This window comes from Parabacteroides sp. 20_3 (assembly GCF_964238835.1).
In the GTDB taxonomy this organism is placed as follows: Bacteria; Bacteroidota; Bacteroidia; order Bacteroidales; family Tannerellaceae; genus Parabacteroides; species Parabacteroides distasonis.
On record NZ_CAXSNO010000003.1, the window covers coordinates 212,416 to 237,225 of the forward strand.

The 24,810-nt window shown below is 43.2% G+C and carries 16 protein-coding genes and 1 pseudogene; 11 read left to right on the forward strand and 6 right to left on the reverse strand.

Going from position 1 to position 24,810, the window contains the following annotated elements; genetic code table 11:
* Positions 1-142: 142 nt before the first annotated feature.
* Entirely contained in the window at positions 143-721 is a 579-nt protein-coding gene (gene rbr, locus ACESPU_RS07820; RefSeq protein WP_008777696.1) for a rubrerythrin, read from the forward strand.
* Between the two features lie 75 nt (positions 722-796).
* On the opposite strand, the gene nadB is transcribed toward rbr, so the two are convergent.
* The 5 genes from nadB to ACESPU_RS07845 all read right to left on the reverse strand — a co-directional run bounded on the left by nadB (position 797) and on the right by ACESPU_RS07845 (position 9,108).
* Complete coding sequence (nadB, locus tag ACESPU_RS07825; RefSeq protein ID WP_057327032.1) at positions 797-2,368, reverse strand: L-aspartate oxidase; 1,572 nt, start codon at positions 2,366-2,368, stop codon at positions 797-799.
* 153 nt (positions 2,369-2,521) lie between these two features.
* Positions 2,522-5,710 carry a SusC/RagA family TonB-linked outer membrane protein gene (locus ACESPU_RS07830; protein WP_373133245.1) on the reverse strand — a complete coding sequence of 1,063 codons (3,189 nt, stop codon included), beginning with the start codon at positions 5,708-5,710 and terminating at the stop codon, positions 2,522-2,524.
* Between the two features lie 16 nt (positions 5,711-5,726).
* Positions 5,727-7,475 carry a RagB/SusD family nutrient uptake outer membrane protein gene (locus ACESPU_RS07835; RefSeq protein ID WP_122378748.1) on the reverse strand — a complete coding sequence of 583 codons (1,749 nt, stop codon included), beginning with the start codon at positions 7,473-7,475 and terminating at the stop codon, positions 5,727-5,729.
* Complete coding sequence (locus ACESPU_RS07840; protein ID WP_259013260.1) at positions 7,472-8,473, reverse strand: FecR family protein; 1,002 nt, start codon at positions 8,471-8,473, stop codon at positions 7,472-7,474. The genes ACESPU_RS07835 and ACESPU_RS07840 overlap by 4 nt, the downstream gene beginning before the upstream one ends.
* A 23-nt stretch (positions 8,474-8,496) precedes the next feature.
* Positions 8,497-9,108: an RNA polymerase sigma-70 factor gene (locus tag ACESPU_RS07845; RefSeq protein WP_008778949.1), complete on the reverse strand. Its 612-nt coding sequence runs from the start codon at positions 9,106-9,108 to the stop codon at positions 8,497-8,499.
* 213 nt (positions 9,109-9,321) lie between these two features.
* Here ACESPU_RS07845 and ACESPU_RS07850 point away from each other — a divergent pair, with 213 nt between their 5' ends.
* Both ACESPU_RS07850 and ACESPU_RS07855 read left to right on the forward strand, forming a co-directional pair.
* A complete protein-coding gene (locus ACESPU_RS07850; protein WP_005863703.1) occupies positions 9,322-12,336 on the forward strand; it encodes a TonB-dependent receptor in 3,015 nt (1,004 codons plus the stop codon).
* A 16-nt stretch (positions 12,337-12,352) separates the two neighbouring features.
* The gene (locus ACESPU_RS07855; protein ID WP_036616454.1) at positions 12,353-14,020 is read left to right on the forward strand and encodes a RagB/SusD family nutrient uptake outer membrane protein; all 1,668 of its coding nucleotides are present in this window, start codon (positions 12,353-12,355) and stop codon (positions 14,018-14,020) included.
* 44 nt (positions 14,021-14,064) lie between these two features.
* On the opposite strand, the pseudogene ACESPU_RS07860 reads toward ACESPU_RS07855, so the two are convergent.
* Positions 14,065-15,442 (reverse strand): annotated as a pseudogene (locus ACESPU_RS07860) (MATE family efflux transporter).
* 560 nt (positions 15,443-16,002) lie between these two features.
* On the opposite strand from ACESPU_RS07860, the gene ACESPU_RS07865 reads away from it, so the two are divergent.
* The 8 genes from ACESPU_RS07865 to ACESPU_RS07900 all read left to right on the forward strand — a co-directional run bounded on the left by ACESPU_RS07865 (position 16,003) and on the right by ACESPU_RS07900 (position 24,806).
* Entirely contained in the window at positions 16,003-17,772 is a 1,770-nt protein-coding gene (locus ACESPU_RS07865) for a tetratricopeptide repeat protein (protein ID WP_121960721.1), read from the forward strand.
* Positions 17,773-17,906: 134 nt separating this feature from the next.
* A complete protein-coding gene (locus ACESPU_RS07870) occupies positions 17,907-18,845 on the forward strand; it encodes a glycosyltransferase family 2 protein (protein ID WP_129984326.1) in 939 nt (312 codons plus the stop codon).
* Positions 18,846-19,024: 179 nt separating this feature from the next.
* On the forward strand, positions 19,025-20,764 hold the full coding sequence (locus tag ACESPU_RS07875; protein ID WP_008778955.1) for a lipopolysaccharide assembly protein LapB: 1,740 nt from the start codon (positions 19,025-19,027) through the stop codon (positions 20,762-20,764).
* A gap of 96 nt (positions 20,765-20,860) precedes the next feature.
* The gene (locus tag ACESPU_RS07880; protein ID WP_005863687.1) at positions 20,861-21,223 is read left to right on the forward strand and encodes a DUF3244 domain-containing protein; all 363 of its coding nucleotides are present in this window, start codon (positions 20,861-20,863) and stop codon (positions 21,221-21,223) included.
* A gap of 26 nt (positions 21,224-21,249) precedes the next feature.
* On the forward strand, positions 21,250-22,128 hold the full coding sequence (locus tag ACESPU_RS07885) for a tail fiber domain-containing protein (protein WP_005863685.1): 879 nt from the start codon (positions 21,250-21,252) through the stop codon (positions 22,126-22,128).
* A gap of 90 nt (positions 22,129-22,218) precedes the next feature.
* Positions 22,219-23,157, forward strand: a complete 939-nt coding sequence (locus ACESPU_RS07890; protein WP_373133246.1) for a glycosyltransferase family 2 protein — start codon at positions 22,219-22,221, stop codon at positions 23,155-23,157.
* Positions 23,158-23,334: 177 nt separating this feature from the next.
* Positions 23,335-24,372 carry a tail fiber domain-containing protein gene (locus ACESPU_RS07895; protein WP_224201869.1) on the forward strand — a complete coding sequence of 346 codons (1,038 nt, stop codon included), beginning with the start codon at positions 23,335-23,337 and terminating at the stop codon, positions 24,370-24,372.
* Between the two features lie 47 nt (positions 24,373-24,419).
* A complete protein-coding gene (locus tag ACESPU_RS07900) occupies positions 24,420-24,806 on the forward strand; it encodes a hypothetical protein (RefSeq protein WP_008778959.1) in 387 nt (128 codons plus the stop codon).
* Positions 24,807-24,810 lie beyond the last annotated feature (4 nt).

A 24,810-nucleotide genomic window follows, 5' to 3' on the forward strand; every position in this document is an offset into this window, starting at 1 on the left:
AAATAAGTGATATCTATCTCCCGATAGATATTATTTAATGTTTGCGTAATCGATGTTTGGAAACAAATTCTTACTTTTGATCGGTCATAAGAAAAACGATATACAAAACAGACTCATTAATTTACTACATAAAATTAGCATTATGGAAAAAAGTATTAAAGGTACACGTACCGAGCAGAATTTATTGAAATCATTCGCCGGAGAATCTCAGGCAAGAAGTCGTTACACATTTTTCGCTAGCGTAGCCAAGAAAGAAGGTTACGAGCAAATCGCAGGTGTTTTCATGGAAACAGCCGAGCAAGAGAAGGAACACGCTAAACGTTTCTTTAAATTCTTGGAAGGTGGAATGGTTGAGATTACCGCTTCTTATCCTGCGGGCGTAATCGGAACAACCGCTGAGAACTTGGCAGCCGCGGCAGCTGGTGAGAATGAGGAGTGGGCTGAATTGTATCCTGAGTTCGCTAAGATCGCAGAGGAAGAAGGTTTCCCCGCTATCGCTGTAGCTTTCAAGATGATCGCTAAGGTAGAGGCAGAGCATGAGAATCGTTACCGTAAGTTATTGAATAATGTAGAAACAGGTACGGTATTTGAGAAAGCTGAGGCTATCTTGTGGCAATGTCGCAACTGTGGTTTCGTATTCGAGGGCAAGAAAGCTCCGGTTAACTGTCCGGCATGCGCTCATCCGCAAGCTTATTTCGAACCGATGAAACAGAACTATTGATAATTAAAAGTTGAGAATTGAAAATTGAGAATTAACATAGTTAGTAATTCTCAATTTTCAATTCTCAATTTTCAATTATTTAACCGGCGGATAATCAATCGTATAATGTAATCCCCGGCTCTCTTTCCGTTCCATCGCTTGACGAGTGATCAAATAACCTACATTGATCATATTACGCAACTCACATAATTCACGGGATGCCTTACAACGTTTGAAAAGGCTCTCTGTCTCCTCATATAAAATATCCAAACGGTTCCACGCACGGATCAAACGTGTGTTACTACGAACGATACCTACATACGCTTCCATGATCTGGTTTACCTCTTTCATGCTTTGAGTGATCAATACACGCTCTTCATTGGTGATCGTTCCCTCATCGTTCCATTCCGGTACATCTTGGTTAAACTCATAGCGATCCATGACGCTTAATGAGTGTTTTGCCGCGGCGTCGGCATATACAACTGCCTCGATCAATGAGTTTGAAGCTAAGCGGTTACCACCGTGCAGGCCGGTACAAGAACATTCTCCGATCGCATATAGGCGACGGATGCTGGATTGCCCGTTTAAGTCTACCTTGATACCTCCACATAAATAATGGGCCGCAGGGGCTACCGGGATGTAATCTTTCGTGATATCGATCCCTAAGCTGAGGCATTTCTTATAGATATTGGGGAAGTGTTTCTTCGTCTCTTCCGGATCTTTGTGCGTCACGTCCAAATAGACATGGTCTTCACCCCGTTGTTTCATCTCGCTATCGATCGCACGGGCTACGATATCACGGGGAGCCAAGGAAAGACGGGGATCATATTTATGCATGAACTCCTCGCCGCCAAGGTTTCTCAATACAGCTCCATATCCGCGCATCGCCTCGGTGATGAGGAAAGAGGGACGGTCGCCCGGATGATACAAGGCGGTCGGGTGGAACTGGATAAACTCCATATCTTTTACGGAGCCTTTCGCGCGGTAAACCATGGCGATACCGTCTCCGGTAGCTACCAGCGGGTTTGTCGTATTCCGGTAAACGGCCTCGCAACCGCCTGTCGCCATAACGGTTATCTTTGACAAGAAAGTATGTACCTCGCCCGTATCCTCGTTCAATACATAGGCACCGAAACATTTGATACCGGGGGTATGGCGGGTGACGATAATGCCCATATGGTGCTGGGTGATAATCTCTACCGCATAATGGTTCGTGAATACGGTGATGTTGGGATGGTTGTTTACCGTTTCTATCAAGCTCGTCTGTATCTCGGCTCCCGTATTGTCGGCATGGTGCAGGATACGAAACTCGGAGTGTCCTCCTTCTTTATGCAGATCGAATTCTCCGCTTTCTTTCTTATCGAAATTAACTCCCCATCGGATAAGCGCCTCGATCTGGGCAGGGGCCTCGCGCACGACTTTCTCCACGGCTGCCCGGTCACTGATCCAGTCGCCGGCGATCATCGTGTCTTCTATGTGCTTCTCGAAATTATCTACTTTCAAGTTGGTTACGGAAGCGATACCTCCTTGTGCGAAATATGTGTTGGCTTCTTCTTGTCCGGCTTTACAGATAAGTGCTACGCTCTTGCCCTCATTGGCTACTTTCAGAGCGAAACTCATACCGGCGATTCCTGAGCCTATCACTAAGTAATCGAATCTTTGTACCATGTTTTCTACTGTTTAGGCTCACAAAGTTAGGGATTAACTGATTAGGTTGTTCCTTTTGCGCTTGCTTTTCGTACAAAATAAATATTGACTACAGGTTTCCCGGATAGAGCCTTGCGGGTTGTGTTACTGCAACCCGGCTTGCAGTGGAGGCCTTTAGAATTGGACGGATAATCCCAGCGTGAAGGTACGGGCTACAGGATAGATGGAAGTGGTCTCGATACCGGGTTCTACGCCATTCACGTTGATATTAGCGGGATCGCCTCCGGTATATCCGGTAAGTGTAAATACATTATTTACCGAGAAATAGCAGCGTAACGATTGAATCCATTTATTGTCTGGGAGAGGAATTTTATATCCCAAGGTCAATTCTTCTAATTTCAGGAAATTACCGTTCTCAAGAAAATAATCGCAATAGATCTTGTCTCCCTTGATGGCGTTGTTACGGGTATAAGCATCTTCTAAAAGATTGGTAACCGGTACGTTTTGTAGCCCGTAGTACATTTGTTTCAGATTCAACAGGTCGTACCCCAGCCAAGAGGTGAAAAACAATCGTAAATCAAAATTCTTCCAAGTAAACGTATGGCTGAAAGAGAGCTGCACTTTCGGTACGCCGTTGCCGATAAAATTCTTGTCTTCCTCGGTTCGTTCCGTGGTCGGGATCTTTCTCCCGTCTTTGCTCCATACCAAGATATTACCCTCGGAGTCGGTTCCGGCATAGCGCCAACCGAAAAAGGAGCCGATTGGCTTTCCCTCCTCCAAACGAATAGCCGGGCCGGGTAATCCGGGGGTGGGAAGATCATACAGATAGGTATAGCCTAGTTTGAACTGATTGTTGGAAAGACTTTTCAGCGTACTGCTCAATAGGCTACCCGTGAGGCTTGCCGAATATTGAAAATTCTTTGTACGCACAGGTAGCCAATTCATTTCCCATTCCAATCCTTTGGAGTCGATAGTGCCTACGTTTGTCGTGATATTATCATGGATCATGGGAGGCTTGATCGCGTTGTAGACAAACAGGAGATCTTTTGTCGTACGTTTGAATAGATTCAAGGAGAGCATGAGGCGGGAGTTGAATAAGATCGCCTCGGCGCCTATGTTGGTATGCAGGCTTTTTTCCCAGCGTAAATCCGGATTGGGGTTATTGCTAGGTCCGAATACTTGTATCCATTTGCCATCTACCATGACTTTACCCGCTCCGGCGTACGTCTCTAGCGATTGGTAAGGGGAGAAATTATGGCGGCCCGATACCCCGTAACCAACCCTGAATTTAAGATCGTCCAACCATTCCGTTTGGAAGGCGGGTAACTCGCTCAAGCGTATACCACCCGAAAGGGCAGGGAAGTTGCCCCATTTATGATTCGCCCCGAATTTACTGGAACCTTCCCTGCGAAACGAGGCGGAAAGCATCAATAAGTCCCGGTAGGAATAATTAAACCGGGCAAAGACACTGATCAACTTGCTGGAATTCTTGAATGAGCTTAAGGTTGCTTTTCCATCGGTAAGGTAAGAACCGGTGCCTATGTTGTTCCATGTGAAGAAGTCGGTAGGAAAGTCGGCATTTCCGGCGTTCATTCCCGAATGATCCCAACGTTGGAATGAATAGCCTATCATCGCTTTGACCGTGTGCTGGTCCCACGTATTATCGTAATGATTGGTCCAGTCTAGCGTCCGGTTTACATATTTGGAAGAGGTACGATCCGCTCGCCCTTTCCGGTTATTGTCTACGGATTCTTTGGCCCGTGAGGTCCAATAGACATTTTCCTCACTCTCTTCCCGGTTCTCGGCGAGCATAATGGTGGAGTAAAAAGGTTTGCTCCAGTTGATCCGTGCGGTTAGCGAGCCGGTCATAAACTGGTTCTCTTGTTGCCGGTTTTCCTCTTTTAGTGAGGCTACGGGATTATCCCGCTCGAAACCGGAAGGATAGAGATACTCCGTCTCCTCCTCATCGGTATAGATCGGGGCGGTAGGATTGGCTAGCATCGCCTGTTGGAAAGCTGTATGGTTACCTAGGCGCAAATGTTGTTTTTTGTAAGCGAGCGATACGGTTAGCTCCAGATAGCCGGAGAGGAGGTTTTGGCTGATATGGGTACGTAAGGCGTATTCCCGGCGGGAGGATACAATGTCTAGTCCTTGTCCGTCCCTGTAATTCATGGAGATACGGAACGCCCCGCTTTTCCATCCGTTTTGAATGGATAAATCATGATTTTGTTCCAAGGGGCAGGAACGTATCAAAGCGGCTTGCCAATCCGTATGGTACCCTAGATCAGCGTCTCTCCCGGCTGCTACAAAGGCTTCGGGCGAAAGGACACGAGGTCTATTATATTCGTGAGCGGCCGCTAGGTAGGTTTGGTAATTGGCCTGCAACTTATCCGAGCTTTTACCGCTTTTGGTCGTTATCAAGATCACTCCGTTAGCCCCGTTCGATCCGTAAATGGCGGCGGAAGATCCGTCTTTTAATACCGATATGGAGGCGATTTCGGCTAGTGATAAACTATTCAAGGATACTCCGGGTACCCCATCTACCACGACTAGCGGATTGTTTCCGGCCAAAATAGACCCGGCGCCCCGTATCTGTATATCCGGTATCGAGTTTATATCGGACAAGGAAGATCCCGAGATGCTCATTCCGGCGATCAATCCTTTGATGCCTTGGATGGGATTGTTGACCTTCCCGGATAAGAACCGTTCCGAGGATACATAACCCACGGCTGATGTCAGCTCCTTGCGTGCCAAGGTTCCGTAGCCGATCGCTACTACCTCGTCCAAATTAAAGACGGCCGGTATCAATTGGATCTGTAAATGACGGTTATCGGGCCCTACCGTCCTTAGCTCCGGCTTATAGGCCAGATGGGAGATTTGTAGCCGGCACGAATCCTTATCCGTAAAGAAGCGGAAATACCCTTCCTCATTCGTTAGTCCTCCTTTACCGGAAAGAAGGTCGATTACCGAGACAAATTCCATGGGAGACCCTTTCTCATCCGTGATATAACCCGTAACCGGGACTGGATAGGGCTTGGGCTTCCTTGTATCGATCTTAGGCATCAACAAGATTTGTACGTCCATGATCTCATAGCGTATCCCGATCGGTCCGCATAGCCGGTCTAGTATTTTACGGATATCCGGCGAGGTTATTTTCTCATTGATTTTCTGTTTCATATCCAACTGAGTCTCGTTGTATAGGAAAAGATAAGGGGATTGTTGCTCTATTTTCCGCAATACATCCCTTAATTGAGTCCCATGTTCATTCAAGGTGATGGGAACCTCGATCTCTTGGGCCCGTGTATGCGGGACGCAAAGGAACAGAGCCGTTATTAAGAATGATATGTATATCTTGATTTGCATAGGGTGAATTAAACGGTTAATAGATATATCCTTCCGAGCGTTTCAATAAGGGATTGGCCGATATCGCCCGGGCAGGTATCGGATAGAACCGGCGATAACTATCGGAGGGTTGCTTATCCCACCAGATACCGGTCGTGAATAGGCCGAACCGGTTTAAATCGGTACGTCTTCGTTTCTCCGCTAGAAATTCACGTCCCCATTCATCCAATAATTCCTGTGCGGTAAGGACGGAGCCATCTTCCGGATAGCGTACTTGTTCCCAGTCTTCCGGCGCATAGTATCGTTTGCGTATCTGGTTCAAGATCGCCTCGGCCTTGGCTGGATTACCCAGACGAAAGGAAACTTCCGCCAGCGTATAATAAACCTCTGTTAGCCGTAACACTACCAGATTATTCGCCATCAGCCCCACGTCTCCGGATGGATAAAGCGGATATTTCACGATACGGATACCTGTATTCTCCTCGCCGGTCTTGATATTGGATGCGAGGGAGGTGAATCTTTTATCTCGTATGATCCACGGCGTATCGGAAGATAATTGTTTATCTGTGAGCGCTTTCTTTTCCGTATCGGATAGATGGTCGGAATAACGTGCTACTTGATCTATGAAAATGAGGGGGTAATTTCCCCATTCCTCGGCACCATACTGAAGCTGGTCGCTATTGTATATCTGTTGGGGTCCGAAGAGGAATAATCCCTCGTAAATGCCTTGTGAGAGTACCTTGAAGTTCTTCTTGCGGAGATCCGTATCAGGAAATTTGGAAAACGTGCGTCCTAACGTATAAGGGTAGGGCTTGCCGGATGGATCGTAAGAGGGACTGAGGTGACAACCATTATAGGCCGCCGGCAAATCCTTGCCACAGCCGAATCGTTCGGGCGCTTGGTAGTGCATAAAAAACAGATAGTAAAAATCGTCATATCCTACTTGCCGGGACTGGGGATAAGACCAGATTAATTCCGGACAATCTTGATTGCCCGCGTTCCATAAATCAGTCCATTCCGAGGTGAGAGAGTAAGTGCCGAACTCTCCGTTGATAATCCGTTCGCAAAGCGCTCCGGTCTGTTCCCACATCGGTATATTGATATACCAAGACGCGTTAAAATAGAGCCTCATCAATAATACGGCCGCCGCTCCTTGGGTGATACGTCCCTCGTAATTCTTAGAGGGTGCTTTGGGTAAATCGGGGATGGCGTTTAATAAGCTCTCTTCTATAAAGTGGAAATTTTCTTGTGGGGTAGCCGAACCGACCTCTTCCTCTGTCGTGAGGGAGATCGCGGGGATGCGGAACGCATCCAGAAGTAAAAGTTGGAAATAAGCCCGTAAAGCGGTAAGCTCGGCGATATGCTGCCGCTTGTCGGACTCTGCGAGTCCGAAGTTATCATATGATAACTCTTGGATATCCGCCAATGTATTATTACAATATCCGATACCTCCGTAGCAAGCGTTCCACATTTGCTCACTGTTTTTCTCGTACGTGTCCCATGTATGTTGGTGGATCATACGCCATACGCCCCCGTCTTCCCAATGCTCTCGTTTTTGGGTGATCACGAGCTGATCCGCCGATAACTCTTGCAGCCAGAAAGAGAAATTAGTCTCCGCCCATTTCGCATGCTCATAAGGACGGAGTACGGAGGCCATTAAGGATTCATAATCCGTATAATAATCCTCTTTCTCCAGCTGGTCGTATAGGTCTTCTTCCAGATCGAAGCAGGAGAAGAGCAGCGGGAGAAAAAGAAAGGTTAACAGCAGTGGCGCGTATCTCTTCATTGAATAAGAATCAAGTTCGTACCCGTGAGTTTATTGGTTTGTTGTAATACGGTTTCTAATTTTTGTGTCTTTAGAAAAGCGCCGGAGAAACGTTGATCATCGTTTTCCGGACGTGTGTATATGAGTGAGACCTTATAGGTTTGTTCGATCAAGCGTACGATTTCATCTAGGGAAGCGTTATCATAAAAGATGATCCCTTTTCTCCACGAGGTAAGCCGTTCACTATCAACTTCCGTTACCGTATAATGTTCGTCATTCACGAAATAATCGGCTTTTTGGTTCGGATGCAACTGTACCAATTCTTTCTCATGCGCGTTATTCAGGCTCACCTTTCCTTCTACCAAGATCACGGAGATCTCGTTTCCTTGATCGGAGGTCTGTACGCTGAAAGAGGTTCCCAGTACCTTGACCGATAAGCCGGAAGCATCAACTATAAAAGGCTGCTCGCTATTGGGAGTGACCTCAAAAAAGGCTTCTCCTCTGATTTTCACTTCTCGTACGGAAGAGGCGAATACCTCCGGATAGCTTAGCTCGGAATTCTCTCTCAAATAAACGGAACTACCATCGGGTAAAAGGATCGAACGATCCTCTTGCTCAGCTATAATCGTTTGCCATTCGGCATTTCCTGTTCCCGCTTTTCCGCCTTGATTCAAGAAATAGACGGTAACTCCGGATACAAGCAATAGTAAGACCACCGCTGCTATCGAGAACCATATTCTTCGGGAAGAAGTTGAGACCAAAGAAATAACCGGTGCCTCTTCGGTTTGCGATTGAGATTCCGAGGGCGTGATGATCGAAGCGATCCGATTCCATTTCCGGTCCGTTTCCGGATCGGCTTCAGTCTCTTCCAAAGGATTCCATTCGGCGGTTCGCTTCCGGAAAGCGGCCTCCCATTCCTTTGAGACATGGATGGCTTGAAGCAACTCCGCTTCTTCCTCCGGGGTCGCCTTGCCTTTCAGATACCGTGTAATTATATGTTCGAATCGTTTATTCTCCATTTTCCTGTTTTACTAAATCTGTATTACCATTTCCAAAGACTAAGGAGCGTTCCCAGTAATAAGGCATAACGCCTTAATCCATCCCGGAATCGTTTCAAGGCACGGGTAATGTGTTTCTCCACCACTTTCTCCGTAATAGCCATATGTTCCGCTATCTCCCGGTTTTTCAAGCCATTCAGACGGCTGAGAACGAACGCTTCCTTGCATTTGGGCGGTAGTTCCTCCATAATCTGATCGATCGAGTCGGACAGTTCCTTTTGGATCAGCAAGGAGGAAGGGTCGGGTACGAAATCCGCTGCGTATAATCGCTCGGCAGTCTCGGTATCCGGTATCCGTTGCTGTACCGAATCGGCTATCTGACGGTGTTTTAAATAGTTTAGACAACTATTCCTTACCATCATGAAAAGAAAAGAGGCCAGCGAGATGTTATCCAGCAACTCCCTTCTTTCCCATAGTTTCAAGAATACATCCTGTACGATATCCTCCGCCTCGTTTGTATCGTTGGTGTATTTCTGGGCAAATGCCTCTAAACGGGGAGAGAACTTGCGAAAAGCGTATTCGAACGCCTTTGCGTTGCCCCCTCTGATCTTATCGAAAAGAAGACGATCATCCGTTAGATACAATTGCTCACACATACCACTTTAGATAAAAGATTGAGGCAAATGTAACAAAAGTATTCTATTTTATGATCAAATCAATTTATTATATAACAACTAGGCCCGCTTTTACCCGCCCTTTATTCCTGTAAGATTATTTTATGTCCGAGAAGGGGGGGATTCCCCCTCTTGGTTGTTTTATCAAGCAAACGAAATAAATAAAATTAATTTAGTAATCTTAAATTGTAAAGCATGAAAAAGCATTTCTTCTCTTTGCGGGAAAGAGGTCTGTTCCTACTTCTTTTGGGACTTTTTCTTTCCTTTAGCAGTTATGCTCAAGACATTACCGTAAAAGGTGTAGTGAAAGACTCTAAATTCGGTGATCCGATTATTGGAGCTAGTGTCCTTGTGAAAGGAACAACGAATGGTACGATTTCCGATATGGACGGAAATTTCACGTTGGCAGCTCCGAAAGACGGGACTCTGACCATCTCTTATATCGGTTATAAATCACAAGAGATCCCGGTAAATGGACAGCAGAACCTGAATATCATTCTGGACGAGGATGTAGAGGCGTTGGACGAGGTGGTAGTAGTAGGTTACGCTACCGGTAGCAAGCGTACGATCTCCGGTGCGGTAGAGCGTATCAAGAAAGAGGATATGAACCAAGGTGTGGTGAATACGCCGTTGGAATCCTTGAAAGGTAAGGTTGCCGGTGTGGTAATCTCCAAGACGGGTGGCGACCCTGCCTCTAAGCCTTCTATCCGTGTACGTGGTACGACCTCTTTGTCCGGTGGTAATGATCCCTTGGTGATTATCGATGGCGTATTCGGTGATTTGAGCATGTTGGACGCAATCGCTCCCGCCGACATCGAGACGTTCACGATCTTGAAGGACGCTTCCGAGACCGCTCAGTACGGCTCACGTGGTGCCGCCGGTGTAATCGTAGTGACTACGGTGAAAGGTAAGAACGGTATGAAGACGTTGAGTTATAACGGCAACTTCGGTATCAGTAATGTTTATAAGAACTTGAAGATGTTATCCGCCGATGAGTTCCGCTCTACGGCGAAGGCGTTAGGCATGACTCCGCTGGATATGGGAGGTAATACGAATTTCTTCGACGAGATCGAGCAGTTGGGTTATACGCAGAACCATAACATCTCTTTCGGCGCGGGTAACGACGATTCGAATTATCGTGCTTCTGTAGGCGTGATCGATCAACAGGGTATTATCAAGAATAGCGGTATGAAGAATTATACGGCTAAACTGGACGCTTCACAGAATATGTTCAACAATAAGTTGAAAATCGAGTTCGGTATGTTCGGTTCCTTGAAACAAGTGGATTATACGAACGATTATGAGAAAACTTTCTATTCGGCCGCCACTTACAACCCAACCTTCCCTACGCATAAGAATGAGGATGGCAAATGGGATGAGGATCCCTACGCGAACGAGATCCAGAACCCGCTGGGACGCCTTGAGATACAGGATCGTGAGAAGAACGCTTACGTGAACGTACACGGTAAATTGACTTGGACGATTTTGGACGGGTTGAAACTGAGCGCATTCGGCTCTTATACGTATAACGTGAAGGAGAACATGAAGTATATCCCGAAAGATTTGAAAGCGATTACGCAGACTTCCGACGCTCATGGTTACCGTGCGGATAATAAGCAGAATATCTTGATGGGTAATATCCAGTTATCCTATAATAAGGATTTGAATGAGAAACATCATATCGACGCTTTGGCCTTGGTAGAGGGACAAAAATATCATTATACGGGATTTAGCGCCGGTGCCCGTGGCTTTGAGACGGATTACTTCGGTTATAACAATCTGAAAGCGGGTGGTACGGTGAAATACGGAGACGTGACTTCTTTCCAAAACGAGAATCGTCTGGCCTCATTCATGGGTCGTTTCAATTATATGTATGACAACCGTTTTATCGCCACCGTGAACTTACGTGCGGACGGTTCCTCTAAATTGGGTATGAATAATAAATGGGGCTTCTTCCCTTCCGCTTCCGCCGCTTGGGTGTTGAATGAGGAGGCTTTCTTGAAAGACGTGGATTGGCTGAGCCAGTTGAAACTACGTGCGGGTTATGGTCTGACCGGTAACCAAGATGCTATCGAGGCTTATAACTCGTTGGCTTTGATGAGCCCGAACGGTGTGACTTCCGTCAATGGAAATTCTACCGCTACCTATGGCTTTACACGTAACTCGAACCCGGACTTGCGTTGGGAGGTGAAAAAGACATTCGATGTGGGTGTGGACGCTGGTATCCTCGATGGCCGCTTTACGTTGACCGCCGATTGGTATACTTCCAAGACTACGGATCTGTTGTATAAATACGCAGTTCCGGTTCCTCCGTTCGTATATCCGGAATTATTGGCGAACTTGGGAGAGATGACCAACTCCGGCGTGGAATTGGCTGTAAGCGGTGGTATCGTGAAGACAAAGGATTTCGATTTCAACATGGGCGTGAATTTCTCTTACCAGAAGAATAAATTGAACTCCTTGAGCGGTTCTTATATGGGACAAGAGTTGCAGGCGAAACAATATATGGATCTGTCCAGTATGAGTGGTGCCGGTTTCGTAGGAAACAACCGTGTGGTTTATCAGATGGTAGGCCAGCCTGTCGGAGTGTTCTACATTCCTCGTTGCTTGGGCTTGACTCCGGCTTTGGATGAGAATGGAAACGCTATCGAAGGCCGCTATATCTACAACTTGGATCAGACGATCGATGGAAAAGAGGGTTTGGATACCAATGATGGTGGCGACCGTTATATCGCCGGACAAGCCATGCCGAAATATTATCTGGGAATGAACTTCAGCTTCCGCTACAAACGCTTTGACTTGATGACGCAGATGAACGGCGCTTTCGGTCATAAGATCTTCAACGGTACATCGCTAGCTTATATGAACTTGAGCCAGTTCCCTACATACAACGCGTTGGCTAAGGCTCCGGAAAGCAAGATCTACGACCAGTCGATCTCTGATTATTGGTTGGAAAAGGGCAATTATTTGAATATCGATTATATTACGTTGGGTTACAACATCGATTGCAAGAAGATCGAGAAATACGTGAAGAATATCCGTGTGACATTCTCGGTGAACAACGTGGCTACGATCACGGGTTACTCCGGCTTGTCTCCGATGATTAACAGTACGACGGTCGATAAAGATAATAATGACCTAGGTATGGATAACAAACGTTTCTATCCGTTATCCCGTACGTATTCATTAGGTTTGAGTGTTAACTTCTAAATCCATTTAAAGAGTCATGAAAAAGAAATTTATATATAGCTTTATGATAGCCGCTGCCGCCGCGGCATTTTCTTCCTGTTCTAATTTTTTGGAAGAGCGTCCTACAGACGCGTTTGATGAGGAGACCGCGTTCCAAAGCCCTACGTTGGTCTATGTAAACACGGTTGCGAGCCTGTACAATAATATGTTCAAGATCATGGGTAACGACCGTCATGTATATGACTTGAATACCTTCTCCAGCGATGAGGCTATGCTTCCTTGCCGTATCGGCGACTGGGAAGATGGCGGTTTATGGCAGAATATTTTCTTACACCGTTGGGGCACGATGAATGATTTGACCAAGAACTCTTGGGATTTCTTGTATGAGCAGATCGGAAAATGCAACCAGAGTGTTGATAAGTTGCAAGCCTTTGCCGAGGAACAACCGGACGTGGAATATTTCAAGGTTTATCTGGAAGAGGTCCGTGCGGTCCGTGCGTTTTTCTATTATGAGTTGTTGGATTTGTTCGCTCGTGTTCCGTTGGTAACTTCCTCTACGACACCGATGTCTGAGGTAAAGCAATCTGAGCGTAGCGTTGTATTTAACTTTGTCCGTTCGGAGTTGGAGGAGGCGTTGCCTTATCTTTCAGATAACCGCAGTAACCAAAAAGGTGAGTATTACGGACGTATTACCAAGCCGGTGGCTTATATGATCTTGGCTAAGTTGGCGTTGAATGCGGAGGTTTATGCGGACGACAATTGGACGGACGGCAATCGTCCGGCTGGAAAGAACATCAAGTTTACCGTTGACGGTAAAGAGATGAACGCTTGGGAAGCTACGATCGCCTATGTGGATAAGCTGGAGGCTTTGGGCTATAAATTGCAGGGAAACTTCTCGGAGAATTTCGCCGTAGCGAACGAGACCTCGGTTGAGAATATTTTCACGGTTCCTATGGACCCGGTCGCTTATCCGGACGCTAAGGACTACAATTTGGTACGTACCCGCCATTATGATCATGCAACCGCTTACGGCCAATCCGGATGGAATGGCTCTTGCGCTACGGTGAAGGCGATGAACGTGTTTAAGTTCGGTACGGCGGATGAGGATCCTCGTTGTAAGCTTACTTATTTTACAGGCGAGGTGACCGGCCCGGATGGAAAGACGATCTATACGGAATGGGACGGACAGAAAGTGCCTTTGAAATATGAGCCGAACGCCCCGAAGGTATATATGGATGCCTCCGATGGTTTGTTGGTGAAGACCGCCGGAGCTCGTATGGCTAAATATGAGTTCGACCAAAATGCTCAGGATGGTGGAAACTTGCATGGAAATGACTGCGTGATCTTCCGTTTCGCCGACGCGTTGCTGATGAAGGCGGAAGCCAAGATTCGTCTGGGACAGAATGGAGACGATGAGGTGAACCAAGTTCGCAACCGTGTAGGCGCCAAACCGCTACAAAACGTAACGCTGGATACGCTATTAGACGAGCGTATGCTTGAATTAGCTTGGGAAGGCGTACGCCGGCAGGATTTGATCCGTTTCGGCAAGTTTACCGAGGCTACGGTAGACCGTTATGTAGGCGTGAAACATTCCGCCAGCTCGCTGGATTATCAAGAGGATAAGACGGGATATACAACGGTATTCTCCATCTATGCCGATATCCTTAGCCTGAATCCTAACTTGACACAGAATCCGGGATATTAATACGATTCATTTTAATCTTTAAGGCTTTATCAGGGGGCTGTCCGTTATTGGGCAGCCCTTTCTTCTTTTTGCTTGATTTTCCCTAGGTATCTTCGGGAATTTCCATATAAATAACAACGTACAGCAAATAGCGGCCGTGGCATCCGATACGGCTTCTGCCGCATATACGCCGGTTACCCCCATAAAATTAGGTAATAGTAATGCCAAAGGAATCAAGAGGATTACTTTACGAAGCAAGGCGATAAAGATAGATATCTTAGCTTGTCCCAACGCTACGAACATATTCTGGCAAGCTCGTTGTAAGCCAAAAATCGTCATACCCGCCAAGAAGATGGGCATGACCCAACGGACGGTATCGATCAACTCCTCGTCGCTTGTAAAAGCGGAGGCTACGGTTGAGGGGAATAAGATCATGAATAGCATGAGTATCAAGTTGAAAGAGAACATAACGATTAGCACGATACGAAAACAATCTTTCACCCGCTGTTTGTCTCCATGTCCGTAATTATAGCTTATGATCGGTACGAATCCTTGGGCGAAACCGGTCAGCGGTACGCTAGCGAATTGCATGGCACTCTGTAAGATAGCCAATGCGCTCACATAGATATCACCAAAATTTTTCAAACTACTATTCAAGACGAAACCCACCAGACTCTCCGTGCTGGCCATGATGAACGGAGAAATTCCCAAAGCGAACATCGAGAGTACGATTCTTCGGTCCAGTCTCATATACCGCCTTTCCAAAGGCAAGGAGGCACGTCTTGAGAAAAGGAAGCTCAATACCCATATGGCACTGCAAGCTTGTGATAGGATCGTGGCGAGCGCGGCGCCTTTTACCCCCATATCCAACCAGAAAATGAAGATAGGGTCTAATACGATATTCAATAAAGCCCCGATCAAAACCGAGCACATAGCGATAGACGGACGCCCTTGTGCGTTGATAAAGGCATTCAAGCCCGTGGATATCTCGACAAACAGAGTGCCCAGTAAATAAATAGAGAGATAATCCACCGCATATCCTAACGTATATTTTGATGCTCCCGTAAAAAGCAGGATCGGTTCCATGAAGGTATAGGTGATGAGGGAAGTGAATATAGTAAATAGGATAAGCAATATAAATCCATTTCCCACTATTTTTCCGGCCCGTTCCCGGTCGCCCTGCCCGAGAGCGATAGCCGCTAACGGCGAACCTCCCGCTCCCACGATAGCGGAGAAAGAAGAGATCAAGATCACGATGGAGGTGGTCACCCCTATACCAGCCAAAGCGTTTGTCCCGATCTCGGGAATATGCCCGATATAGATACGATCTACGATATTGTAAAGTAGGTTGACAAATTGGGCCGCTACCGCCGGAAGCGCCATTTTGAAAACCAGCGGTAGCATACGTTCCGTACCTAGCCTAGCCTCGTATTTGTTCTTCATATTCAATCGGGATTTCAATTAAAATGGCTGCAAAGTTACAAGAACTTGTTGGATTATATAATCGAGTTCCATAAATTACCAGTTAATAAAAAACACTTAATATCTACCACATCTACAATTCCTTCTTATATGCCTTATAAATAAACATCTTATATAGTGGTTGTAGATAGAAAATATCTACAATTATCATTCTTTATCTACCATGTTTTGATAGAAAACGCAAGAAACCAAATTATCGTTTAGGTTCGTGTGTCGTAGTGCCTATATATGTAAAAGTAGTTTCTATTAGGGAAAACAAAAGTTTCGTGCTGAAGAAACTTTAGTTTCTATATAGGGAAACAAAAGTTTTCTGCTTGATAAACTTTTGTTTTTTACCATAAAAACTGCAAATGCTTATATGCTAATATTTTAAATACATAATACAACTAGTAGATACGTAGTGTGCCGCGTCTCCTTGCTGGCTGATCGTATCTCAAAATCACTATTGAAAAACAAATATTTTAGTGGTATTTATAAAATAAATTTTATAACTTGCGTTTAAGTTGTAAACTGTAATCTAAATGAAGAGAACACTAGGACTGACTTTGCTACTTTTCGCTACCCTTTTTTCTTGTATGCGCCAAGAAAAACCATTACCTGCGGAATTATCTCGTGCGGAATCTGTGATGTGGGAGCATCCGGATAGCGCATTATCTATATTACGTTCTATGCCTCAATCATCACTCTCTAGCGGAAAGAACTATGCTACTTGGGCGCTATTGTTGGCACAAGCCCGGGATAAGGTATATGGTAAACGCCTTCCGGATTCGTTGAATATCCCTTCCTCGGATAAGTTGGTTCAAGATGCGATGGATTATTTCGAGAAAGAGGATGACTTGAAAAGGATGGCGCAAGCGTATTATTATAAGGGACAATTATTGGAGGATCAGAAAAAGTTAACGGAAGCGATACCTCTCTTTTTAAAGTCTAAAGATATAATGACAAGGTTGGATGAGCCGCTTTTTACTTATCTGATCTGCCAATCATTAGGAAATACGTATCGTTATCAAGATCTTTATGAAGAATCGTTGGTACAATTAAAGGATGCTTATCAATACGCATTACGATCAGGAAATGGAGAACGGATATCTTATGCTCTATCGGAGCTGGGAAGAACTTATGTGCATATAAATGAGATGGATAGTGCCTTATTCTATTTTGGTAAATCATTGGAAAATGCTAAAAGATTAGGAAATTTAGAACTTGAAGCTATGGCTATGGGAGAGCTAGGCGTTGTTTATAATGAGTTAAGTCAAGGAGAAAAAGCTTTACATTACACTAGAAAAGAGCTTGACTTATGTTTACAAGTATCTTCCTTACATAAGCTTCCTCAAATATATTACAAGATAGGTAGTGCTTTTTGGAGTTTGGGGCAACTAGACTCAGCAAAGGTCTACTTTCAGAAATCTTTAGAAACGGACAATTTGTATACGCTAAGTGAAGCCTATGAAGTGTTATATTATATATGTGTAGAACAAAAACTTTACAAGGAGGCCATAGAATATAATAACCAATATCTTATTTACTCAGATTCGCTACAGGTAATAAATCATGCTGGAGAATTGGCTGAAATTCAGGCTCGGTATGATCATGAGAGATTGTTGAACATAAATAACCAGCTAAAACTAGAAAAAACGAATCAAGAGATAATCGGCTTGTTTGTCACTGCGGTTCTGTTGATTCTTATAATAGTCTATCAATATCGTGTATTGCGGAAGGAAAAATCTTTAGCGCATGCTAGAGAGCAAATACGAATTTACAAGGAATCGATAAGAGAGAATGAGAATCGTATAAAAGAAAATGAGCAATTGATCGCCACGTTAAATAATAAACAGCAGGAAATCGACGAGATTGTTTCAGAGAATAAAAGTTTATTGGATCAAAATGCGGAGTCCCATAAAGAGATAGAGAAATATGAAGAGCTACTGAAATCCTCATATAAGAAACTAGATGAGCAATTACCTTATTTCGATAAATTGAAAGACCTAAAAGAGCATCCTAAATATCTGAAGGATGCAGATTGGTCATTAATCATAAACTGGACAAACTTGCAATACCATCAGTTCTATACACGGTTAGAGAAAGATTTCCCTGATTTCTCCGAATTAGATAAGCGATATTGCTGCTTAATCAAGATGGGGTTCAGTTCTTCCCAAATAGCTGTTTTTGCGAACTCTCTCCCCGAGTCTGTATCCAAACAGAAACAGCGTATCAAACAGCGTATCAAAAAAAGCAAACAAATACCTTCCGACGTAAGTTTCTTACTAGATCAATATCTCAAAGAGTACTAAAAACAGGGGATGTCCATATGCGTGTTTTTAATTTATTGATTATCAGTGTTATCTGGTCTTGATTTGTCCATGTGTGTTCCTTGACTATGTATGAAAATGAGTCTACATTTGTGCTAGACTTTTATACAAAAGATATGCGTTTATACTCCATTATTATTCCTGTTTATAACAGGCCGGATGAGCTTGATGATCTGTTATCAAGCCTTTGCAAGCAAACCTATGTCCATTTTGAGGTTATCGTGGTGGAGGATGGTTCGGAGATACCGGCGAAAGAGATTGTTGGGCGATACCAAGGGCGATTGGATCTTCATTATTATGTGATCTCGAACTCCGGCCCGGGTATGGCGCGTAATCATGGCGCTAGGCAAGCGCGTGGCGAGTATCTGCTCATACTGGATTCTGACGTGGTACTACCCTCCACGTGGCTTGAGCATATACACGACTCGTTGAATCATTATCCGGTGGATGCGTTCGGTGGCCCGGATAAGGCGCATGCCTCGTTTTCCCCGATCCAGAAGGCGATCAATTACGCCATGACCTCATTCCTGACGACCGGTGGTATCCGCGGCGGGAAGAAAAAGTTGGATAAATTTTATCCCCGTAGTTTTAATATGGGAATAAGGCGGGATGTATATGAGTGTCTGGGCGGTTTTTCCGGCATGCGATATGGTGAGGACATTGATTTTAGCATACGGATCATGGAGGCTGGTTATCGGACCCGGCTATTTCCTTCGGCATGGGTTTATCATAAAAGGCGGACGGATCTCATGCAGTTCTTCCGTCAGGTGCGTCATTCGGGGGAGGCCCGGATCGCATTGAACCGGAAACATCCCGGCTCATTGAAGCTGGTACATTGCTTACCGGCATTATTCACGTTTTCAGTCTGTCTATTGGTTATCGGCTCATTCTTTTGCTGGTTGTTTCTGGTGCCTCTTATTATTTATGCCCTTTTATTGTTTGTAGACGCAATGTTCCGCAATAAATGTGATTTACGTGTAGGGTTGTTATCTGTAATAGCCTCTTTTACGCAATTGTTTGGATATGGAGTCGGTTTTTTGAGAAGTATTATTTGAAAATTCATTTAAATGGAGGGGTATGCACAGAGGCTATTGAAGGATACCAAACTAAAGGAAAAGATTTTTAGTTGAGTAGTAGGCTTAAAGAAGATATTTTTTTGTGGCAAATGAATATTTTTATTGATATTTGTGGATAAATTTTATAACTTGCGTTTAAGTTGTAAACTATAATCTAAATGAAGAGAACACTAGGACTGACTTTGCTACTTTTCGCTACCCTTTTTTCTTGTATGCGCCAAGAAAAACCATTACCTGCGGAACTATCTCGTGCGGAATCTGTTATGTGGGAGCATCCGGATAGCGCATTACTCTGTCTTTCCTCTTTGGATAGCTCAATCATGAATGAGCCGGAAAATATACGTATGTACCATGCTTTGCTTAAGATTAAAGCTAAAGATAAGCTGTATATTCCTCATGAATCAGACTCTTTGATTAAATCAATAGTTCAGTATTATGAGGACTATGGGACTCCAGATCAATTAATGGAGGCATATTATTATCTAGGAAGTACATACCGGGATATGGGAGATGCCCCAAGAGCGGTGAGAGCTTTTCAAGATGCTGCGGACATAGGGAAAGATAGTAAGCGATATGATATATTAGGACGGGTTTATGAGCAGATGGGATATCGACTGGCATATCAAGGTTTGTATGATGAGGCTCTCGAAGCTTATAGGAAATCGTATGAATACAAGATGTATGATAAAGGAAAAGGAGAGGTGATCGCATTGAGGAATATTGCTCGGATCTATAACGCCAAGCAAGATACAGACAGTGCTATATACTACTATCAATCTGCTTATGAGAAGGCATTGTTATTAAATGATCAATCGAGAATAGATAATGTACTAAGGGAATTGAGTAGCATCTATATAGATATGGGAAAATATGATTTGGCTAAAGATTTGTTCAGTAAGGTTTCAAGTATGAAGAATCAAGCAAATATATATTTTGGATTAGGTTGTATATATGAAAGTTATAAGCAAATAGATTCAGCTCTATATTATTTTGAGAAAGCAAATGAGTATGGGAATATCTATATGAAAAAAAATACGTATAGAATCTTATCCAAAATAAAAAACCAAGAAGGAGACCGTAAATTAGCCTTGAATTATGCGTATAAATGTATAGAACTGTCTGATTCAATTAAGAATCAAACAAAAACGGAAGCTGTAGCAAAAGTTAACTCATTATATAAGTATCAGCATACAGAAAAGGAGAATGTTCAATTGAAAATAGATAATGAAAAAAGAAAAATTCGCAATTATCAATTTGCATTATTTGTTGTTTTAATTATTTTCTTTAGTCTATGTTATATATATGTGTTAGAAAAGAAGAAAAAAGCAGCGATTGAAAAGGAGAAAAAAATACGTCTATTGAAAGAGAATCAATATGCGGAAAGTTTGGATTGTATTGAATATAATAATAAGAAAATTTCATATCTAGAGGAACTTTTGCAGCAATCGGAGTGTCAAAGAGATAATTTTAAAAAGCAACTTGTGCAATCTCAAAAGGAATTATTAGAACTATCAAACCGAAAGATTCTTACTTCTCAAAATGAAAAAAGTTTGCTTGAAATAGCTTTTCGAAAATCCGAAGTCTATCGGTTATTTCATGAAACAAGTAATAATACTGATACGGAAATTCAGAATAAGGATTGGAAGGAGTTGAGAAAAGAGATTGATACAACCTATTCAAATTTCACCGCTCAATTATATGCTTTATACCCGCAAATCTCAGAGTTAGAACTCCATATTTGTTATTTGATAAAAATATCCATGCCCGTGAAGGACATTGCAAGGTTAGTTGGACGCTCGACTCCTGCAATAACAGCATCCCGGATTCGTCTCTATAAAAAGATTCATGGAACAGAAGGTACCGCAGAAATGATGGATAAATTTATCGCTGATTTATAATAACTTAATCGCTGTAAACAAAAAGTAAATAAGAAGTAAATCCTATTTTGCTTATAGATTTCTCATAGAGACTATTTTTGTTTATAAAAATAGATAATGAAAAAGAGAAGTTTTATATTGGGATTAGTATTTCTGATGTTTGTTTCTTCAGTTGTGTATCCGAATAGAGTGAAGGATACTGAACAATCTTGGGAAGAAGAGGAAGATCGTTCTATAATATCTTCTCCTACATTATCAATAGATGAAAATAATATTTACATCCATTCTAATAAATTATTGGATGGACTTAATGTGAAAATTATAAATATAAAAGGAAATGTACTTTATAATGACATCATAACTGTTTCTTCTGAGATAGAATATCCTATTTCTATAGATTTTTTGCTGAATGGTGATTATAAGATATTTATCTCAAAAGGAAATAATTATTTGGTTGGATATTTTGATGTGTTAAAATAGATATTATCAACTTAAATCTTTAAATCATGAAAAGATCTGTATCTTTATTAGGCATACTATGCCTATTCGTATCGTTTAGTGTCCAAGCCCAGTACACGAACATACAGACGTGGGGACAAAAATTGTATTATAACGGGAGTGATTATCCGGGTACATTTTTGAAATTAAAAGTTGCGGTCGCTAATCCTCGTATCTCAGGAACAGGAGGAAAGGTCGTTTTCTATGATTCAGAAAGCTCCCAGTATAATTATATAGAAGTAAAGGGGGTTTATCAATCTTCGGATGCTCGGTTGAAAACCAATATCACTCCCTTAAATAGTGGATTAGGAACCATATTGGGGTTAAAACCGGTATCTTACAATTGGAAAAGTGAGACATCGCAATTGAGATCAGCAGAAGCCGTACCTTCTAAAGCTTTTGGTTTCTTGGCACAGGAGGTAGCTGAGGTTATGCCAGAGATTGTGACGTTAAGTTCCACAGGTGATAGCTTGGTGGATTACACGGCTGTTATACCCGTTTTAGTACAGGCTGTAAAAGAATTGGACGCTACTATCCAACAACTGGAATTGCAATTGGATGAAAAAGCTAATTTGTCTGATTTGCAGAATAACAAGAATTTGACGAGTAAGTCTTTGCTCTCGAATGCGGTAATGAATCAAAATACGCCGAATCCGTTTAATTCTACCACGAATATATCCTTTACGATCCCTACATCCGCACGTTCCGCTTTTATCTCTATTTGCAATTTGCAAGGAACTCAAGTTAAGAAATTCGATATCGCTACCCGGGGAGAAGGTAGTATAATGGTAAGCTTTTCTGATCTAGGTGTCGCAGGTATGTATATGTATTCTTTGGTAGTAGACGGACAGTTGATCTCAACGAAACGTATGCTATTGGTACAATAATATTTATTTCTATTGAAGCTATAGTTTTTTTGATAAGATTGAGTGATACTGTCTGTTGAGGGTATCCTCAATCTTTTTTATACAAAAGATATGCGATTATACTCCATTATAATTCCTGTTTATAACAGGCCGGATGAGCTTGATGACCTGTTATCAAGCCTTTGCAAGCAAACCTATGTCCATTTTGAGGTTATCGTGGTGGAGGATGGTTCGGAGATACCGGCGAAAGAGATTGTTGGGCGATACCAAGGGCGATTGGATCTTTATTATTATGTGATCTCGAACTCCGGCCCGGGTATGGCGCGTAATCATGGCGCTAGGCAAGCGCTTGGCGAGTATCTGCTCATACTGGATTCTGACGTGGTACTACCCTCCACGTGGCTTGAGCATATACACGACTCGTTGAATCATTATCCGGTGGATGCGTTCGGTGGCCCGGATAAGGCGCATGCCTCGTTTTCCCCGATCCAGAAGGCGATCAATTACGCCATGACCTCATTCCTGACGACCGGTGGTATCCGCGGCGGGAAGAAAAAGTTGGATAAATTTTATCCCCGTAGTTTTAATATGGGAATAAGGCGGGATGTATATGAGCGTCTGGGCGGTTTTTCCGGCATGCGATATGGTGAGGACATTGATTTTAGCATACGGATCATGGAGGCTGGTTATCGGACCCGGCTATTTCCTTCGGCATGGGTTTATCATAAAAGGCGGACGGATCTCATGCAGTTCTTCCGTCAGGTGCGTCATTCGGGGGAGGCCCGGATCGCGTTGAACCGGAAACATCCCGGCTCATTGAAGCTGGTACATTGCTTACCGGCATTATTCACGTTTTCAGTCTGTCTATTGGTTATCGGCTCATTCTTTTGCTGGTTGTTTCTGGTGCCTCTTATTATTTATGCCCTTTTATTGTTTGTAGACGCAATGTTCCGCAATAAATGTGATTTACGTGTAGGATCGCTATCCGTAATAGCCTCTTTTACGCAATTGTTTGGATATGGTACTGGGTTCCTTAGAAGTATTATTTGAATGTTTATCTATTTATATTTTAGAACAACTTATATGAAAACAACAAGACTTTTTTCTTTCTTAATTTTAATTAGTTTAGTATCAAACGCAAATGCTCAACTCCGGGTTCTTTCAAATGGACGAGTACAAGCAGGCCTTTTAAAAGACAATAATGAGGACTTAGGAAATGTAACCTCTATGCAGATATATGGTCGGATAGGGGATGCACGCGCAGGTTCGAAATTAACATTTGGTGATTTTGGACAATATGCAAATCAAGGTTGGAATGTGTTTGCTGGAGAATATGGAACCACGGATACGGATCAACTTTGGTTGCATGGGAAATTGGGTATTTATATGACTACAAATGGTTATGCTAACAATGTCGTGGCGTATTACAATCCGGCTAGTAATACTAATTTCGTGTTCAATACGAATCTTCGTGTGAATGGAGTGAATATAACTTCAGACGCTCGCTTGAAGGAAAATGTAGAGTCGCTGCAAAATCCATTAGCTCTTTTAGAGCAAGTGAATGGGGTCTCTTATTCATACAACCTCTCTACACTTGAGGAGAATAGGGAGCAGGATGAGTCTAAGTTCTCTGCCACATTGGATAATGGGATATCGGGAAGTTCCTCCGATTCAGAGGAGATTATGGATGCCGCTACTATCGCAAAGATAAATAGAGACAAACAAATCCAAGCAGAGATAGATCGAAGAGAGGCAGCGGAGGCTAGTCGTAAACGAATTGGTTTTTTGGCTCAAGACATACAAAAGGTATTACCCGAACTTGTACAAACGGATGAAAACGGGATGATGTCTATAGATTATATAGGTTTTATTCCGCTTATCGTAGAAAGTATCAAGGAGATGCAACAAACGATCCAACAACAGAATGAGGTGATTGATAATTTGCAAGCTCTACTATCGCCGGAGGTACAATCTCAATTACGTTCGAACACGACTTCCACAAGTAATATAAGTGCTGTGGATGGCGCAAAATTATATAATAGGGAAGGTGCATCTGTCTCTTATACCTTACCGGCGACGTTTGTGTCTGCTAGTCTACAGATATTTGATGTCACAGGTAAACCCGTGAAAGTTATTAAGTTGGATAATGGAAGTAGTAATGTGGTAGAAGTAAGCCGTTCGGAACTTGGTTATGGAACGTTTATTTATACGTTGTTTGTGGATGGGAAGAAAGCGGATACTTTGAAGAAGTATGTAAGTCTGTAATCTCAAGGAATTAAAAATAGAAATAACAGAATCATAAATTCTTTGATATGAAAGAGAGAATCGTCTTTTTTACATGTATCGTATTGACTTGCTTATTTTCCCCGTTATCATCACAAGAGGTTGACACGAGAAGCTGTGTGAGTACTTATACAAATCAGACAGTTTCATCAAGTGTATCAGTTTTGGGCTGTAATACGTTGGCTGTCCAAAATGTAACCGTGGCAAGTAATGGTAATTTATCTCTTTCCGCTCCGGCGCAAATTACGATTAATGGGCCTTTTGAGGTAAAGTCTGGCGGAATTTTGAATATTAGGCAATCCCAACAAATGATATTTACTTATACTTATGATGCGTCAGGAAATAGAACAACACGGCAATTTAGTGCGATGGCTTCATCTTTGGAGGCCGTTCCCGTAGACCAAGAGGAGGATTGATCAA